The organism is Streptomyces sp. NPDC059454, assembly GCF_042749965.1.
In the GTDB taxonomy this organism is placed as follows: domain Bacteria; phylum Actinomycetota; class Actinomycetes; order Streptomycetales; family Streptomycetaceae; genus Streptomyces.
Window position 1 is genome coordinate 36,640 of the sequence record NZ_JBHYVC010000017.1, and the last position, 15,393, is coordinate 52,032.

Genomic DNA, 15,393 nt, shown 5'->3' on the forward strand with positions numbered 1-15,393 from the left:
CGTCCGTGCCCACGGATGGACGAGAGACGGATGAGGTGGCGCGAGCGATGGGCGTGAGCATGGGGACGGCCAGGGCATGGGTGGAGCGCTGGGAAAGGCAGCAGGAACGGTACGCGGTGGACCGCGAGGAGCGGTTCACCGTGATCGCGGACGTCGTCGAGCACATCACCGCCGGCCGTGCCCACCCTCTCCTGCTCGACCTGGGATGCGGTCCCGGCTCTCTGGCCGCCAGGCTCGCCGCCCGTTTCCCGCACGCGGAGATCGTCGCCGCCGACATGGACCCCCTGCTGCTGGAGCTGGGGCGCACCCACCACGCCGACGCCGCCCGCTACGTCGACACCGTCATCGGTGAGGAGGGCTGGACCCGGGCCCTCGGACTGCGACGTCCCCTGGACGCCGCCCTCTCGACGACCGCGCTGCACTACCTGCCCGAGTCGGCGCTGCTGCGCACGTACCGCTCCCTCGCGTCCCTGCTCCGCCCCGGCGGCGTCCTCGTCAACGGAGACCACTTCCCGCCGGGTGCGGCACCGTGCGCGGACCTCACCGCCCATGTGGGCCGGCGCAGGGCGGAGCGTACGGGCGGTCGCGCACAGGAGGACTGGCGGTCCTGGTGGGACGCTGCGGCCCGCGATCCCGAACTGGCCGACCTGCTCGACGAACGCAGTCGGCGCCAGGCGGCCCGGGCCGGGAGCAGGGGCGACGAGCAGGTCACGGTGAGCTGCCACGCCGCACTGCTGCGCCGGGCCGGCTTCGCCCACGTCGCGCCGGTCTGGCAGTTCGGCGACAGCACCGTCCTGGTGGCGATCATGGGCGACACGCGCGGACTCCCCGCTCCCGTCGGGACCTGAAGTCAGCAGCGGGAGAAAGCCGCTTGAGACCGTTGCGGAGAACGGTGAAGCCGAAGCACTTCACAGAGCCAGACTCATCAGGATCTCGTCCCGGTCGTCACCGGGTGCCACGCGGAGCGCGCCCGGCCACCTGCCGATCTCCGTCCAGCCCGCTTTGCGGTAGAACTCCTCCAGTCCCAGACCGGACCGTACGGCGAGCTGCAGCCGCTCCAGCCCCATCTCGTCGCGCGCGACGCCCTGGGCGCGTCGCATCAGCGCAGCACCGATGCCCAGGCCACGGAAGTGCGCATGTGTCTGGACGTGGTTCACCACGCCGCAGTGCGCCACGAGGGGATGTGGCTCGCGGCGAAGCAGCAGCCAGCCCGCGAGCGCGCCGTCCACGGTCGCCAGGAGGAGCCTGCTGTGCTCAGGGGACAGTCCACGAGTGATTCTCCCGACCGCCGGGCGGAGCGCCGCCTCGGTCACCGGCGGGAGCGGGCAGTCCATGGGGACGACGGCCCCTCCGGCGTTGACGACTGCCGTCCAGCACGCGGTGAGGTCCCGTCGGACGGCTGCGGTGGCGTCATGGGGTCGGCTGAGTTGTGCGATCACGGGAGTAGGTGACACCTCAGGCGCTGTCATACCCGGTAGCTTGCCAGGCGCGCGATTCCGAGTGCGCCGTCCGCTGCCCCTGTCAGCGTTCCTCGTACGGGTCCGACGGCTCCGCGACCCGTTCGACGGTCGTGGCGTCCAGCACCGGGGGCCAGGCCGAGGGGGAACCCAGTTCGCCCTCGGGACGCCACGTGCCCGTCACGGTCACCCATGTGTCGGTCTCCGGGGCGTCCGGCCCGCGGATCTCCACCTTGGTCGTCGTGGCGTCGGCCGCGCAGCACGCGACCCGCAGCCGGGTCACGTACCAGGCGCCGCCGTCCCCGGGTGTGACAAACCCGGTCAGCCGGACCGTGCGGCCCCTGAGCGAGTACCCGCTGTCGTAGACGGCCCGGGAACCGAACTGGCTCACACTCAGGTCCACCGGGTCCCCCGCGGGCAGAGCGGGGAAGGTGCCGACGCTCTCCGCGGCCCGTCCGGCCTCGTCGCGGGCGGCGCTGTACGAACCGAGTGCGGGTGGCGGGAAGAGGAGCAGCGCGGCGGCGGGCAGCACGAGCAGCCACGCCACCCGAGGGCTGCCCTCGTGGGAGTGGAAGTGGTCGTGCCCCTCCGCGACCAGGTGCGCGCCGCGGTCGGCGGCGTCGGTGCCGTACCGTGCCGCTCGCGCGGTCAGCACCGCACGCACCAGACCGAGCAGCCCCAGCAGCGCGCCGGAGGCCACCAGGTAGGGCCGCAGTCCGCCCTGCACGTACCGCAGGTACAGGTCGCTGAACAAGGCGATCCGCAGCGCCGCGGCACCGACCAGCATCAGCAGGACGGCGGGACCATACCGCCTCACAGCACCCACCACCCCACGAGGACACTGCTGACCACGGCGACCACCCAGGTCGCGGACGAGAACCGGACGGCGAACGAACGCCCGAAGGTGCCCGTCTGCAGCGCGAACAGCTTGAGGTCGACCATCGGGCCGACCACCATGAACGCCAGTTGCGCGACAGGCCCGAACTGGCTCAGCGACGCCGCCACGAACGCGTCCGCCTCGCTGCACACGCACAGCACGACGGCGAGGACGGCCAGCAGGAGCACCGAGACCCAGATGGACACTGTGAAGACGTCCAGCAGGGACCGCGGCACCGTGATGTTGAAGGTGGCCGCTGCCGCCGAACCCAGCACCAGGAAACCCCCGGCGTGCAGGAAGTCGTGCTGGATCCCCGCCATGAACGACCCCGCGCGGGAAGTCCCCGGTCCGGCCGACGGCGCTTTGGGCAGCCGCAGCCACCCACTGCGGCCGAAGCGCGCCCACAGCCAGCCCATCGCGACGGCGGTACCGAGCGAGGCGGCGAACCGGGCCACCACCATCTGCGGGTGACCGGGGAACGCCAGGGAGGTGGCGACGAGAACGACGGGGTTGATTGCGGGGGCGGAGAGCAGGAACGCGAGTGCGGCGGCCGGTGCGACGCCGCGCCGCATCAAGCTGCCGGCCACCGGCACCGACGCACACTCGCATCCGGGCAGCACCACGCCCGCGGCGCCCGCGACGGGTACGGCGAGGGCTTGGCTGCGCGGCAACAGCCGGGTGAAGACGCGCTCGGGCACGAAGGCACCGATGGCCGCTGAGACCAGCGCGCCGAGCAGGAGGAACGGGATGCCCTGGACGACGACGGCGGTGAACACCGTCCACCAGGCAGCGACGGGCGGAGTGTAGAGGTCGAGCGCGAGTGCGGGGCCGAGGAGACCGGCGACCGTGACGACGGTGACGAGTGCGGATCCGCCGAGGACGACATACACGACCGTCCGCGCGACGAGGCGTACGGCATCGGTGAGCCCGCCTCGCACCAACGCGTGATTCCTGGTGTTCACACCACTCGGCCTCACCGCACGATCACCCGAACGCACCGCCCACAGGAAGTTGCGGGCGGCTACCACGCGGTGCCCGCCCGGAGCAGCTTAGCGAGACACGGGCGTGGTGCCGGAGCGTCCTTCGCACGGTGGGGGGTTGGGCGAGCGTGATGGACGGGAACCCACGCCGCAGGCCGGGCGTGAAACGCCGCTCAGGCGTCCTGTCCGGCCGGGTTCTGCGCGGTCGGGCCGACGCGGCAGCGGTCGCAGACGCCGGTCAGTTCAATGGTGTGTTCCACCTCGGTGAATCCCCTGGTCTCGGCCAGGTTGTCCGCCCAGCGTTCCACGGGGTCCGCGTCGACCGCCGTGCTGGAGCCGCAATCGCGGCAGACGAGGTAGTGACGGTGCCCGTCGGCGGGCCGCGGGCGATAGAGGCGTTCCCCGGTCCTGTCCCGCACGACGTCGACCTGCCCTGAGCGGTTCAGGGCGTGCAGGGTCCGGTAGACCGTGGTCAGGCCGACGGTGATGCCCTTGGCTTCGAGGGCCTCGTGCAGTTCCTGTGTGGAGGTGAAGCCGGCGCGCTCGTACAGGGCGCTCAGCACGGCCATCCGCTGCCGTGTCGGGCGCCAGAGGGCTGGTGACTGCGTTGCCGGTGCGTCGCGCAGGACGCCCACCTCCCAACGTGGGGGTCGGTTTCAACGACGGAACGTCCTCGCGTGGACCGGGCGTCTCTGGTGGCGCAGCGAGGTATCGCGCATGGTAATCATTTCCAATATAGAGTCAAAGAGGTTGCGGTCCTGGGGGGTTGGTCCTGCTCGTCCGCTTCATCGACAGCGTGTCGTCCGCCGCCCAGGCCGGCGCGGGCATAGGCATCGCCCGCAACGCCCTGGAACGGCTCGGCGTCGTTTTCGACGAACCGCCGTTCCCGCAGACCGCCGAGCCGAAGACACCCCGCGACGCGAGCGTGGAGTTCACCGGCGTCGGCTTCCGCTACGGCGTCGGAACGGCCGACGGAGCTTCGGCACGTCCGGTCCTGAACGACGTGACCTTCCGCCTGGCCGAGCGCGGTATGACGGCCCTGGTGGGGCCCTCCGGCGCCGGCAAGACCACGGTTGCCGCGCTGATCGCCCGCTTCCGGGACACCACGGAGGGCACCGTCCGCATCGGCGGCGTCGGCGTCCGTGGGATCGCCGCCGACGACCTGGCTGCCCATGTCTCCCTCGGACGGGACCACTCCGGAGATGACCGAGCGGATCATCGCGGCCGGCACCGCCGCCTATGGCGGCGTGGTGTCCCGAACGGTCGAGGACATTCGTGCGGGGCTCCTGGAGAAGGCCGTCGTCTCCCGGAAGGTTCCGCTGCCCGCCGGACCACCCATGGACTTCCCCGCGACCTATCTCGCGGGCCGCCGGGCCAACACCCTTGTTCGCTCCTACCTGCTGGATCTCGGCGGCTATCGGGCAGCCGGGTTCAGCCCGGAGATCGTCCTGGAGGCCGGGGAGAACGGCAGCGTCAGCACCCAGCCGCTCGCCGGCGCCCGCGCCCGCGGTACGGACCCGGCGGAGAACGAGTGCCTACGCGCGGAACTGCCAACCGACCCCAAGGAGATACACGAGCACGCCGTGTCCGTACGCCTGGCCTGGGACGAGATGGCCGTGGTGTGCCGGCCCGATTCCGTGGCGGTCGAGGAGTCCATGGCGGTCCGGCCGCGCGGTTCGGTACAGCGCCTCGCCTCGCGGGTGACAGGCCGGCTGCGGCCCGACGAGGGACCGTGGGACGCCTTCGCCTCCCTCTTCCCGCGATCGCCGTTACCGGTGTCTCCGAGCGCTCCGCCCTCCGGACCCTGGCCCGCCACGAGGAGGGACCCTGCGGCCTGTACGGCGACCGGTCTTCCGGGGGAGCACCGGCGGCGCTCTCGACGCGGCCCTCGTCCTGCGCACCCTCATCGGTAGGGGCGAGGAGACGTACCTGCGCGCGGGCGCGGGAGTTACCGCCCAGTCCAGCCCCGAACGCGAGATCGAGGAAACCTCCGAGAAGCTCTGAAGCGTCGCCCCGCATCTGAGGTTTGCCGTTCAGTAGGTCCCGGAGCCGACTGTGCACACCGTGACCCGTGGAACGAATTCTCCGGTATGGCATCGGAAATCATTATCGGCAGCACGCTGTGCAATTAACCTGTTTGCCGATGTGTGTTCTCCAGGGCAGCGTTGTCCGCGAGGGTAGAAAACGGGAAGGATACTGGAAGCTGCCGTCGCGAATGGGCGGTGGTCTGAATTCATGGAGATGAGTGAAGTGGCGACATCCCTGCAACATCAGCCGCATTCAGGGCACGACCATGCGCACGGCGAGGGCTGCGGCCACGTGGCAGTCCCTCACGATGATCACGTCGACTACGTGCACGATGGGCATCTGCACCGTGAGCACGACGGCCACGCGGATGAGTGCGAGGTGGGCGAGCACCGTGAGCACGCCGAACACGCCCACGCGCACGGTGAGGGCTGTGGGCACGTGGCGGTCCCTCACGGTGACCACATGGACTACGTGCACGACGGCCACCGTCACGCGGCTCACGAGGGCCACTGGGACGACCACTGACTGTTTCACGGACACCCCTCCCAGAAATAAAGAATGCACCCCTGCTCCTAGGGGTGCATTCTGTGCGCTTTCGAATTTCCCGCAGAAAGGCTTGCGCAGGGGGTGAGTGGTCGCTTCTCACCGGCTCGAGTACGGAAGGAGCGCCATCTCACGGGCGTTCTTGATCGCCGTGGCGATCCGTCGTTGCTGCCGGGCCGTGACGCGGGTGACACGGCGGCTGCGAATCTTGCCGCGGTCGGAGATGAACTTCCGCAGCAGATCGGTGTTCTTGTAGTCGACGTAGGTGATCCCGGCCGCGTCCAGCGGGTTGGGACGGGACTTCAGCGGCTTGCGGGGGCCTTGGCGGGGGGCATGGTGCTCCTTCTGTGGTGGGGCGGATGGGGCCCGTTCTACGCAACGGGGTCGAGCAGAGAGCCGAACGCGGCCGGGAGTTGTTTCCACGCATCGGGGCCTGCGGTGTACTCGGCGTCGGTGAGCAGGCAGGACTCCAGCATCCGCGCGAGTCCGTCACGGTCCAGGCCGGGCGAGGTGAAGACGAGGTGCTGGCAGCGGTCCCCGTGTTCGGGGTGCCAGTCCAGCGCGGCAGCCGCTCGGCGCACGGGTGGGACCATTTCCCAGGCGGCGTCCGGCAGGGCGGCGAGCCACGGGCCGGCGCTCTCCACGCACAGGGCTCCGCCCGCGGCGTCCCAGGCGAGCAGGGTGTCGGGGCGGTCGGCGAGCCAGAACCGTCCGCGGCTGCGGGGCGCGGCGCAGCAGAGGTCTTCCAGCGCCTGGTAGAGGCGTTCGGGGTGGAACGGGCGGTGCCGACGCCAGACGAATGTGGTGACGCCTGCCTCGTCGGCTTCCTGGGGGAGCAGGGCGCAGGCGGGGTGCTGGGCTGCGGCGGCCGCTTCGGCGTCGAAGCCGGCGAAGGCCAGCCGGGCGAGCTCCGGAGAGCCGGCGCTCACCACGAACGGAGAACTGGAGGGAGGACAGGAACCGTGCGCGCAGCCCGTGCCTCGACCGCGTCCGTCACCGCCGCCCTGCACGACGTGGCGGGACTCGGCGGCTTCTTCGCCCTGCACGTCGGCGGACGGGACGACGGTTGGCATCCGATCGCCCGTTCCTACGCGGCGGATTTCACCGACCTAGCCGAAGCCGTCGCACGCCGCCACCGCACCCGGGAACCGCGCGTCGACGTCTCCATCGCCCACCTCGGCCACGCCGCCCGCCTCTGGTCACCGGCCCTGGCCTGCGTCGTCCTGCACGGGATCGTCCCCGACCTGGAGGGGCTGGAGCGGGCCGACGACGGGCCGGCCCTCCGGGCGCCCCGCCCGGCCGGCTGGTACGCCGACCGGCTCGACGACGGCCCCGCCCGCGCCCTGTACCAGCAGGTGACCCGTCACCTGTCGGCACTGGCCGACGGACTGCGCGTCAAGGTCGCCCCGCGTCTGCTGGACGGCAACTCGGCGTCGGCGCTCGCCGGGGCGGCCCACGCCCTGCTCGCGCTCCGTCCCGCCGTACGCGGGCCGCTCACCGACCTCACGATCGCACTGCTGGGCACCGGGCGCCTGGCGGGCACCGGAGTGCTCACCGGCCCTGACCTCGCGTTCCGCCGTCGAAGCTGCTGCCTCTACTACCGCGCGCCGAACGGCTCGAAGTGCGGTGACTGCGGGCTGGTCGGCGGCGTACGCCACGGAGCCCTGCGATGAGGTACATCCGTTCCGGGCTGTGCCGCTCACCGGGCCGGAAGCCGTGCGCCCGGCCCGGTAAGCCGGGGGTCAGGAGAGGGACAGCTCGTCACGGACGGTGCGGGCGGCGGCCACCAGGTGTTCGAGCGAGGCCCGGGTCTCGGGCCAGGCGCGGGTCTTCAAACCGCAGTCGGGGTTGACCCAGAGCCGTTCGGCGGGGATGGCCTTGAGGCCGGTGCGCAGCAGTTCCGCGGCCTCGTCGGTGCTCGGGACGCGCGGGGAGTGGATGTCGTACACGCCGGGTCCGGCCTCGCGCGGGTAGCCGTGGGCGGCGAGTTCACGGGCGACCTGCATGCGGGAGCGGGCCGCCTCCAGGCTGATGACGTCGGCGTCGAGGTCATCGATGGCCTGGACGATGTCGCCGAACTCGGCGTAGCACATGCGGGTGTGGATCTGGGTGTCCGGACGGACGCCGGACGTGGTGAGCCGGAAGGCTTCGGTGGCCCAGGCCAGGTATCCGGCCCGATCGGCGGTGCGCATGGCAGGGCGAGCTCCGGCGCCGTGTCTCGGCTGCGCTGTGCCACGACCTTGTCCTCAGGGGCGGGTCACCGGCCCGAGCCCGGGCGAGGTTCCTTGCCCTGTCCCGGCAACAGCCGCAGGGCGAAGACAGAGCCGTCGGCGTGGACGGAGACCGGACCGCCCCAGTCCTTGTCGAAGGTGAGGCGGGGGCGGACGTGGCGGCTCGCGTGGACGAGGGCGCGGTACTCCTCGATGTCGCCCCTGGCGAGGAGTCGGAAGACCTCCTCGTCCACGCCGGAGAACGCCTCGACGCGGGGGCCGTTGAGGCGGAAGACGTGGTCGGTGCCGACGTACTCGTTGCCGAGGAGGGTGTGGACGGCGTCCTGGATGCTCATGCTGGCCGCGTGTTCGAGGCCGGTGAAGCGTTTGCGGCCCTGCCGGTCGGTCAGGTGGCGGGCCGTGGCGTGACCGGAGCCGGTGAAAGCCATGAGGCTCGCCGCGGTGGTGTGGGCCAGGGACTCCTGGAACCAGGCGTAGTCCTTCGGCTGCACGTGGCAGCCCCGTACGGGCTCCGGTGCCACCAGGCCCTCGGCCGGCGGGTGGATGTCCGGCATCACGTTCGCCTGGAACGGCGGGGCGTTCCGGTTCACTCCCCGCCCTTCTGCCGGGGACAGCCGCCCACCACTGCCCGGTGCCTGGAGGGCGTGGACGGTCATCGTGCCGCCGTCCGTCGGGAGCTGCGTGCTGAACAGCAGGCTGGGGGTCTCGTTCCACGCGCCGATGTGGACCGCTTCGGCGTGGGCCGAGGCGGAGGCCAGTTGCTCGGCGGAGGTGGCGGAGTCGCTGTGGTTGCCCTTGCAGGCGAGGGGGATGGCAAGGGACGGCTCGCCCGGCCGCCAGACCTCGGCGAAGTACTGGGGACGATAGCGGTACTTCACCTTCTCGCCCTTGTCCCTGCTGGTGAGGGCCCAGCCTGCGCGTAACGCCGTGTCGGCGGGGACGATCGTCACCGAATGGTCGGGAAAACGGCTGCGCAGCATGTGCTCGGTGAGCGTGAGCGTGAGCGCGAAGCCGATGCCGAGCTCGCCGGACTGCAGCGACTTGTAGTGGTCCGCGATGCGGTGGCCTTCGTCGGTGAGGCCGAGGAAGGAGTCACGACCGCCGGACAGGGCCTGGGCGTACTTGAGTGCGCCCCAGTGCTCAGCCAGCCCCCGGCCCGCACCACGCCACGACAGGGCAGTGGCCCGGGCGAGGGTGTGGAGCACGTCCCAGAGGGTCACTTTGAACTGCCGGGGCAGCTCCGTCGGCAGGATCGGGACGAGGGCGGGCTTCCGGCGGAGCGGCTCGTTCTCGTTCTCCTTGCGCTTCTCGTCGTCCGCCGCGATGGCGGCCTTCACCTTTCCGACGAGCGCGTCATCGGAGTGCACGGAGACGTTCGAGGGCTGAGTCAGGTCCTGGAGCACTTCCTCGGTCGGCTTCAACAGCTCTCCTTCACGGTGTGCGCGGGCGGTTCGCCATCGGGCTAGACCGTATGGAAGGGAGGAGCGGCGCACGCGAGTGCGCAGGGGCGTGTGACTTTGGCTTCGTGCCGGGCGGGCTGGCGTGGGCGCCTTGGACCCGCCTCGCTCGCGAGTTCCGCGCTGCCGAGGGGCCTTGGTCGGGTGGCAGGCAGCGAGCTGGCTTCCGAGGCGGCCGAGCGTCGACCGGCTGATGGCCGAAGGAGCCGTGTTCCGTGAACCGGAGCGATGCCGTGCTCGGCAGGGCGGTGGTGTGCGTGCGTACGTCGTCCGTGTGTGCAGAGTGGTCTCCCGCTTACCTGATAGATCATCAGGTAAGTCAGCATTCGGTCAGCATGAGTCCCCGCGCGTTCCGGGACGGTCGCCCCAACAGGCGCCGGTGCGAAGGGAAACCCCAGGCAGGAAGCCGTCCAGCCAGGCCGGAGCGATGTTCCTCACAAACATCGGACGGGCGTGTCGGTGTAAAGTCGAGACCGCCCTTGACCTGCACAAAGCAGGCAGGGAGCCGTCTTAGAGGAGTCCACAGTGCTGCGCACTCTGTTCAAGTCCAAGATCCACCGAGCCACCGTCACCCAGGCCGACCTGCACTACGTGGGATCCGTGACGATCGACGCCGAGCTGCTCGACGCGGCCGATCTGCTGCCCGGTGAGTTGGTGCACATCGTCGACATCACCAACGGGGCCCGGCTGGAGACGTACGTCATCGAGGGCGAGCGCGGGTCCGGGGTGATCGGGATCAACGGGGCCGCCGCCCATCTCGTCCGGCCCGGTGATCTGGTGATCATCATCAGTTACGCTCAGGTGACCGACGCCGAGGCGCGGGCGCTGGAACCCCGGGTGGTGCACGTGGACGGCGACAACCGCATCGTGGCCCTGGGGGCCGACCCGTCCGAGCCGGTGCCGGGGTCGGACCAGGAGTGCAGCCCGGGGGCCGTCACCAGGGCCTGACCGGGGCGGACCGAGGCAGGAGCGTGACGGTGGCCATGGGTGACATCGAGATTCGTGACGACCGGGCGGCGGGCCGGCTCGAGGCAGTGGCGGACGGCGAGGTCGTCGGGCGGATCGAGTACTTCCCGCTCGACACCCCGGGGCGCGCGCTCGTGCCCGTGCACACCGTCGTCGGGCCCGCCCACGAGGGCAAGGGCATCGCGGGCTCCCTCGCCCGTGAGCTCTACGCCGTCGCCGCCCGCGAGGACGGCGCCGTCGTCCCGCTCTGCCCGTACGTCGCCAAGTGGGCCGAGCGCCACCCCGACCAGGCCCCGGCGGCCGGGCCGGAGCTGATCCGGGCGGCGAAGGAGTGGCTGGCGGCGCACCCCGAGCGGTTCTGAGGTCCACGTGCTCGCGCTGCTGCACACCTCACCCGTCCACGTGCCCGTCTTCGACGCGCTGCGCGACGAGACCCATCCCGGGCTGGAGCTGCGGCACCTGGTCGCCGAGGACCTGTTGGAGCGTGCCCGCGCCGACGGCCCCGCGGCGGTCGCCGACGACGTACGGGCGAGGGTGCGTGAGGCCGTCGACCGTGGCGCCCGGGCCGTGCTGTGCACCTGCTCGACCATCGGCGGGGTCGCGGAGGCGGCCGCCGCCGGGGCCGGTGTCCCCGTGCTGCGGGTCGACCGGCCGATGGCGGCCGAGGCCGTGGCGGCCGGGCCGCGTGTCGTCGTCCTCGCCGCCCTGGAGAGCACGCTTCGGCCGACGGTGGCGTTGATCGAGGAGGAGGCCCGTCGCGCCGGGCGGTCCGCCGAGGTGAGGACCGTACTGGTCCGAGGTGCCTGGGAGTGTTTCGAGGCGGGCGATCCGGCCGGGTACGTCCGCCGGGTCGCCGAGGCCGCGGACGCGGTCACCGGTGCGGATGTCATCGTCCTCGCCCAGGCGTCCATGGCCCCGGCCGGAACACTCACCGCCACGCCGGTGCCCGTGCTGTCCAGTCCCCGTGCGGGACTCGCGGCGGCGGCCCGCCTGTGCCGGAAGGGCCCCGGCGGGGCCGCGCCGGACCGGGAGGCGCTCCGGCCGGAGGCGTGAGACTTCGCCGGCACGTGTCATGCGGACGGACGCGTGCGCCGCACACGGACCCTTCGATGCAACCTTCGGGTTGTATGTACTGCCGAGATGTGCAATCGTTCAGTTGCATACTGATGGGCGATGGAGGTACACCGTGAACAACGCCACCCACACCGACGCGGAGCTGGCCGAGCTCGACCGGATCGCGCGGCAGATCGACATCGACGCCCCCGCCGAGCGGGTATGGGAGCTGGTCGTACGGCCCGGCTGGTACATCAATGACGGAGTGGTCGAGGCCGAGCCGGACCTGCGCCACGAGGGCGAGGTGACCGTGGTGCGCCATCCGTCGCTGGGCGAGTTCCGGTTCCGGACGGTGGAGCTGGACAAGCCGCGCTACGCGGCGTTCCGCTGGATCGGCACCCCGCACCGGGACGGCTCGACGCCCTCGACCCTGGTCGAGTTCTGGATCGACGAGAGGGACGGCGGCGGGGTGACCCTGCGCGTCGTGGAGAGCGGGTTCTCCGGTCTCGCCGACGACCCGGCGGCGTGGCTGAAGGAGCGCGAGGGCAACGACAAGGGCTGGCTCGCCGAGCTGGCGGCCGCGAAGACGTTCGTCGAGAAGAACGCGTCGGCCCCGGCGGGGCGGCTGTGACCGCTTCCGCTCTTCCCGTCATGTGCGCCGCGCTCGGCGACGCCACGCGCTGGGAGATACTCACCCGGCTCGGCGAGGGCCCCATGTCGGCGTCCGCGCTGGCCAGGGTCCTGCCGGTGAGCCGGCAGGCGATCGGCAAGCACCTGGAGGTGCTGCGCGAGGTCGGGCTGGTCGAGTCCGAGCAGCGCGGGCGTGAGGTCGTGTACCTCGCTGTCGGCGCCCGGCTCGGCGCGCTGGCCCGTGAACTCGACCGGATCGGCCGCTCCTGGGAGACGCGTCTGCTGCGCCTCAAGGGACTGGCGGAGCGCCCCGGACCCGACGCGGCCACCTGACGGACAGCGACTCACCAGGATGGGGCGAAACCATGACCGACCACGACAACAGGCCCACGGACCACGCACCGGCGCTGCCTCCGACGGCCGACCGTGCCACCTTCCAGGCCGAACTGGACCGCCTGCGGATCCGGGAGAAGGCGCACACCCGGGAAGGTGACGCGATCGCCGCCGCCCGGCGGCGCCTGCCCATGGTCGAGGTGGCCGCCGACCTCGAACTGACCGGACCCGACGGGCCGGTCACCCTGCTCGAAGCCTTCGAAGGGCGCCGGCAGCTCGTCGCGTACTACTTCATGTGGCACCCCGGCCACGACGCGGCCGGGCAGTGCGAGGGCTGCACCTGGGTCACCACCCAGGTCCAGGAGCTGTCGTACCTGCACTCGCGCGACATCACCTACGCGGTCTTCTGCCAGGGCCCGTACGAGGAGAGCCGCCGCTACCGCGACTTCATGGGCTGGGAGGTGCCGTGGTACTCGGCCCTCCCGTCGCAGGACGAACTGCTGACCGGGCGCCACGTCGGCATGATGCACATCGTGTGCTATCTGCGGGACGGCGACCGCGTGTTCGAGACGTACTGGACGACCCGGCGCGGCGTGGAGGCGATGGACTACAGCTACGCGCTCATGGACCTCACCGTGTACGGACGTCAGGAGCTGTGGGAGGACTCGCCCCCCGACTGGCCCACCGTACAGGGCACGCCCGTCGATGAGGTGCGGCTGCGGAGCGACGGACGCCCCATCCCCCAGTGGTCGCGCCTCGAGGCCGGCCGCTCCGACACCCTCACCCCGCGCCCCTGATCCTCCAGCCGGCCGGGCCGGTTCCTTCCTGAGGCTCGGCGTCGGAGGCACACCGCGTGTCCGGCCGGGCAGGTGGCGCCGACCGGCCCCGGGCCGTCACCCGGACGGGTGACTGGGGAAGCGGCCCCCGGGTAGGCGGGGGAATAGTCCAGAGCCGACGTCGAGCGACAGGCCGGAGGACACGCGCCATGACGAACCCGTACCCGGACCCCGTCCCGCCGGGCCCCACCCCGGGCCCGGACCCCTCGCACCCCGAGCCCTACCCGGCCCCCACCCCTCCGCCCCCGCCACCGGGCCCCGGCCCGGAGCCGACCCCGCAGCCGCCCCCGCCGCATCCGGGTCCGCCGGAGCCGTCCCCGTCGCCGATCCCGCCGGGCCCCGAGCCGGTGCCGAACCCGGAACCCGGCCCGCCGTTGAGCTGATCCGCACAAGACAACGAGAAAGGAAGCAGGACGGTGGACGGCCGGTCGGCCGTCCACCGTCCTGTCACAGCGGTCCTACGCCGAGACCTCCGACCGGTCCCCGCCCCACAGCGTGTGGAACGAGCCCTCGCGGTCCGTGCGCCGGTAGGTGTGCGCACCGAAGTAGTCCCGCTGGCCCTGGGTGAGCGCGGCCGGCAGGCGCTCCGCGCGCAGGGCGTCGTAGTAGGCGAGGGCCGCGGCGAAGCCGGGGGTCGGCACGCCCTGGCGGGTCGCGGCGATCAGCACCTCGCGCCAGTCGTCCTGGGCGTCGGCGATCTCGCGGGCGAACGTCTCGTCCGAGAGCAGGCTCGGCAGGTCGGCGCGGGCGTCGTAGGCGGCGCGGATGCGGTCCAGGAAGGCCGCGCGGATGATGCAGCCGCCGCGCCAGAGGGCGGAGACCGCGCCGAGGTCGATGTCCCAGCCGTACTCCTCGCTGCCGGCCGCGATCTCGTGGAAGCCCTGCGTGTACGACACGATCTTCGACGCGTACAGCGCCTGTTCCACCCGGTCGGCGAACGCCGCCGCCTCCGACTCGCCCAGCGGCGCGGCCTTCGGACCGGCCAGGGAGCGCGAGGCCTCGCGCAGCGCCGCGTGACCGGACAGGGAGCGCGCGAAGACGGCCTCGGCGATGCCGGACACCGGCACGCCCAGGTCGAGCGCGATCTGCACGGTCCAGCGGCCCGTGCCCTTCTGCTCCGCCTGGTCCACCACCACGTCCACGAACGGCTCGCCCGTGGCCGCGTCCACGTGGGACAGCACCTCGGCCGTGATCTCGATCAGGTAGGAGTCCAGCCGGCCGGTGTTCCAGGTGCGGAAGATCTCCGCGATCCGCGCGGGGGAGTAGCCGGCGACGTCGCGCAGCAGCTGGTACGCCTCACCGATCAGTTGCATGTCGGCGTACTCGATGCCGTTGTGCACCATCTTCACGAAGTGTCCGGCGCCGTCCGGGCCGACGTGCGTGACGCAGGGGGAGCCGTCCTTCGCCTTCGCGGAGATCTTCTCCAGCATCGGCCCCAGGGAGTCGTACGACTCCTTCGGGCCGCCCGGCATGATGCTCGGCCCGTTCAGCGCGCCCTCCTCGCCGCCGGACACGCCCATGCCGACGAAGTGGATGCCCTGCTCGCGCAGCGCCTTCTCCCGGCGGCGGGTGTCCGCGAAGTGCGCGTTGCCACCGTCGATGATCATGTCGCCGGGCTCAAGGAGCGGAGCGAACTCCTCGATCACCGCGTCCGTCGGCTCACCGGCCTTCACCATGACGACCAGCCGCCGCGGCCGCTCCAGTGCCGCCACGAACTCCTTGGCCGTCCCGGCCGCCACGAAGCCGCCCTCGTGCCCGAACTCCTCCACCAGCGCGTGCGTGCGTGCCGCCGTCCGGTTGTGCACCGCGACCGTGTAGCCGTTGCGGGCGAAGTTGCGCGCGAGGTTGCGGCCCATGACCGCGAGCCCCGTGACGCCGATCTGCGCTGAACTGCTCATTGGGGTGGCTCCTAGTGACCTTGGTATCGGTACTGCCGAGTCTCGGTGCTGCCGGTCGATGCCCGCCAGTCCTGCCATCGACCATCCTGACGTGCCGTACTCGC

General features: G+C 71.6%; 16 protein-coding genes and 4 pseudogenes. 11 read left to right on the top strand and 9 right to left on the bottom strand.

Translation table 11 applies throughout. The features are described from left to right. The first annotated feature begins 47 nt into the window (after positions 1-47). Positions 48-848, top strand: a complete 801-nt coding sequence (locus ACFXAE_RS14625) for a class I SAM-dependent methyltransferase (protein WP_384713366.1) — start codon at positions 48-50, stop codon at positions 846-848. A 60-nt stretch (positions 849-908) separates the two neighbouring features. On the opposite strand, the gene ACFXAE_RS14630 is transcribed toward ACFXAE_RS14625, so the two are convergent. The 4 genes from ACFXAE_RS14630 to ACFXAE_RS14645 form a co-directional block, all read right to left on the bottom strand. After that, positions 909-1,469, bottom strand: a complete 561-nt coding sequence (locus tag ACFXAE_RS14630; protein ID WP_384713369.1) for a GNAT family N-acetyltransferase — start codon at positions 1,467-1,469, stop codon at positions 909-911. A gap of 52 nt (positions 1,470-1,521) precedes the next feature. Continuing rightward, positions 1,522-2,274, bottom strand: coding sequence for a TIGR03943 family putative permease subunit (locus tag ACFXAE_RS14635; RefSeq protein ID WP_384713372.1), 753 nt, complete (start codon positions 2,272-2,274; stop codon positions 1,522-1,524). Further along, a complete protein-coding gene (locus tag ACFXAE_RS14640; protein ID WP_384713375.1) occupies positions 2,271-3,296 on the bottom strand; it encodes a permease in 1,026 nt (341 codons plus the stop codon). Before ACFXAE_RS14640 ends, ACFXAE_RS14635 begins: the two co-directional genes overlap by 4 nt. 191 nt (positions 3,297-3,487) lie before the next feature. Then, positions 3,488-3,949: a Fur family transcriptional regulator gene (locus ACFXAE_RS14645; protein WP_384713378.1), complete on the bottom strand. Its 462-nt coding sequence runs from the start codon at positions 3,947-3,949 to the stop codon at positions 3,488-3,490. A gap of 395 nt (positions 3,950-4,344) precedes the next feature. Here ACFXAE_RS14645 and ACFXAE_RS14650 point away from each other — a divergent pair. The 3 genes and pseudogenes from ACFXAE_RS14650 to ACFXAE_RS14660 all read left to right on the top strand — a co-directional run. Beyond that, positions 4,345-4,434: pseudogene (locus tag ACFXAE_RS14650) on the top strand (ATP-binding cassette domain-containing protein); the annotation flags it as partial. Positions 4,435-4,501: 67 nt separating this feature from the next. Next, positions 4,502-5,318 (top strand): annotated as a pseudogene (locus ACFXAE_RS14655) (chorismate-binding protein); the annotation flags it as partial. Between the two features lie 237 nt (positions 5,319-5,555). Continuing rightward, positions 5,556-5,867 (top strand): hypothetical protein, encoded by a 312-nt coding sequence (locus ACFXAE_RS14660; RefSeq protein WP_384713603.1) that lies wholly within the window; start codon positions 5,556-5,558, stop codon positions 5,865-5,867. Positions 5,868-5,984: 117 nt separating this feature from the next. On the opposite strand, the gene rpsR is transcribed toward ACFXAE_RS14660, so the two are convergent. Both rpsR and ACFXAE_RS14670 read right to left on the bottom strand, forming a co-directional pair. Continuing rightward, positions 5,985-6,191 (bottom strand): 30S ribosomal protein S18, encoded by a 207-nt coding sequence (rpsR, locus tag ACFXAE_RS14665; RefSeq protein ID WP_384713606.1) that lies wholly within the window; start codon positions 6,189-6,191, stop codon positions 5,985-5,987. Between the two features lie 65 nt (positions 6,192-6,256). Next, positions 6,257-6,814, bottom strand: a pseudogene (locus ACFXAE_RS14670) (GTP-binding protein); the annotation flags it as partial. A gap of 33 nt (positions 6,815-6,847) precedes the next feature. Between ACFXAE_RS14670 and ACFXAE_RS14675 the strand changes: the two are divergent. Further along, positions 6,848-7,558, top strand: a complete 711-nt coding sequence (locus ACFXAE_RS14675) for a (2Fe-2S)-binding protein (RefSeq protein ID WP_384713381.1) — start codon at positions 6,848-6,850, stop codon at positions 7,556-7,558. A 69-nt stretch (positions 7,559-7,627) separates the two neighbouring features. Here the strand turns inward: ACFXAE_RS14675 and ACFXAE_RS14680 are convergent. Both ACFXAE_RS14680 and ACFXAE_RS14685 read right to left on the bottom strand, forming a co-directional pair. Continuing rightward, a pseudogene (locus ACFXAE_RS14680) lies at positions 7,628-8,077 on the bottom strand (5-methyltetrahydropteroyltriglutamate--homocysteine S-methyltransferase); the annotation flags it as partial. A gap of 65 nt (positions 8,078-8,142) precedes the next feature. Further along, positions 8,143-9,537, bottom strand: coding sequence for a hypothetical protein (locus tag ACFXAE_RS14685; protein WP_384713383.1), 1,395 nt, complete (start codon positions 9,535-9,537; stop codon positions 8,143-8,145). Between the two features lie 561 nt (positions 9,538-10,098). On the opposite strand from ACFXAE_RS14685, the gene panD reads away from it, so the two are divergent. The 6 genes from panD (at position 10,099) to ACFXAE_RS14715 (ending at position 13,352) form a co-directional block, all read left to right on the top strand. Then, the gene (gene panD, locus ACFXAE_RS14690) at positions 10,099-10,521 is read left to right on the top strand and encodes an aspartate 1-decarboxylase (RefSeq protein ID WP_384713386.1); all 423 of its coding nucleotides are present in this window, start codon (positions 10,099-10,101) and stop codon (positions 10,519-10,521) included. A 35-nt stretch (positions 10,522-10,556) separates the two neighbouring features. Continuing rightward, on the top strand, positions 10,557-10,901 hold the full coding sequence (locus tag ACFXAE_RS14695) for a GNAT family N-acetyltransferase (RefSeq protein ID WP_384713389.1): 345 nt from the start codon (positions 10,557-10,559) through the stop codon (positions 10,899-10,901). Positions 10,902-10,908: 7 nt separating this feature from the next. Further along, positions 10,909-11,592 (top strand): aspartate/glutamate racemase family protein, encoded by a 684-nt coding sequence (locus ACFXAE_RS14700; RefSeq protein ID WP_384713392.1) that lies wholly within the window; start codon positions 10,909-10,911, stop codon positions 11,590-11,592. Between the two features lie 133 nt (positions 11,593-11,725). Beyond that, positions 11,726-12,223, top strand: coding sequence for an SRPBCC domain-containing protein (locus tag ACFXAE_RS14705; RefSeq protein ID WP_384713394.1), 498 nt, complete (start codon positions 11,726-11,728; stop codon positions 12,221-12,223). Further along, entirely contained in the window at positions 12,220-12,555 is a 336-nt protein-coding gene (locus tag ACFXAE_RS14710) for an ArsR/SmtB family transcription factor (protein WP_384713397.1), read from the top strand. Before ACFXAE_RS14705 ends, ACFXAE_RS14710 begins: the two co-directional genes overlap by 4 nt. Before the next feature lie 32 nt (positions 12,556-12,587). Beyond that, positions 12,588-13,352 carry a DUF899 family protein gene (locus ACFXAE_RS14715; protein ID WP_384713400.1) on the top strand — a complete coding sequence of 255 codons (765 nt, stop codon included), beginning with the start codon at positions 12,588-12,590 and terminating at the stop codon, positions 13,350-13,352. A 497-nt stretch (positions 13,353-13,849) separates the two neighbouring features. Here ACFXAE_RS14715 and gndA read toward each other — a convergent pair whose 3' ends face one another. Continuing rightward, positions 13,850-15,289, bottom strand: coding sequence for an NADP-dependent phosphogluconate dehydrogenase (gene gndA / locus ACFXAE_RS14720; RefSeq protein ID WP_384713403.1), 1,440 nt, complete (start codon positions 15,287-15,289; stop codon positions 13,850-13,852). Positions 15,290-15,393: the final 104 nt, after the last annotated feature.

What these genes read in the sequence shown, in the direction of transcription:
- ACFXAE_RS14715 (WP_384713400.1), top strand. Translation starts at nt 12,588, where the DNA reads ATGACCGACCACGACAACAGGCCCACGGACCACGCACCGGCGCTGCCT.
- ACFXAE_RS14660 (WP_384713603.1), top strand. Translation starts at nt 5,556, where the DNA reads ATGAGTGAAGTGGCGACATCCCTGCAACATCAGCCGCATTCAGGGCAC.
- gndA (WP_384713403.1), bottom strand. Translation starts at nt 15,289, where the DNA reads ATGAGCAGTTCAGCGCAGATCGGCGTCACGGGGCTCGCGGTCATGGGC.
- ACFXAE_RS14625 (WP_384713366.1), top strand. Translation starts at nt 48, where the DNA reads ATGGGCGTGAGCATGGGGACGGCCAGGGCATGGGTGGAGCGCTGGGAA.
- ACFXAE_RS14695 (WP_384713389.1), top strand. Translation starts at nt 10,557, where the DNA reads ATGGGTGACATCGAGATTCGTGACGACCGGGCGGCGGGCCGGCTCGAG.
- ACFXAE_RS14630 (WP_384713369.1), bottom strand. Translation starts at nt 1,469, where the DNA reads ATGACAGCGCCTGAGGTGTCACCTACTCCCGTGATCGCACAACTCAGC.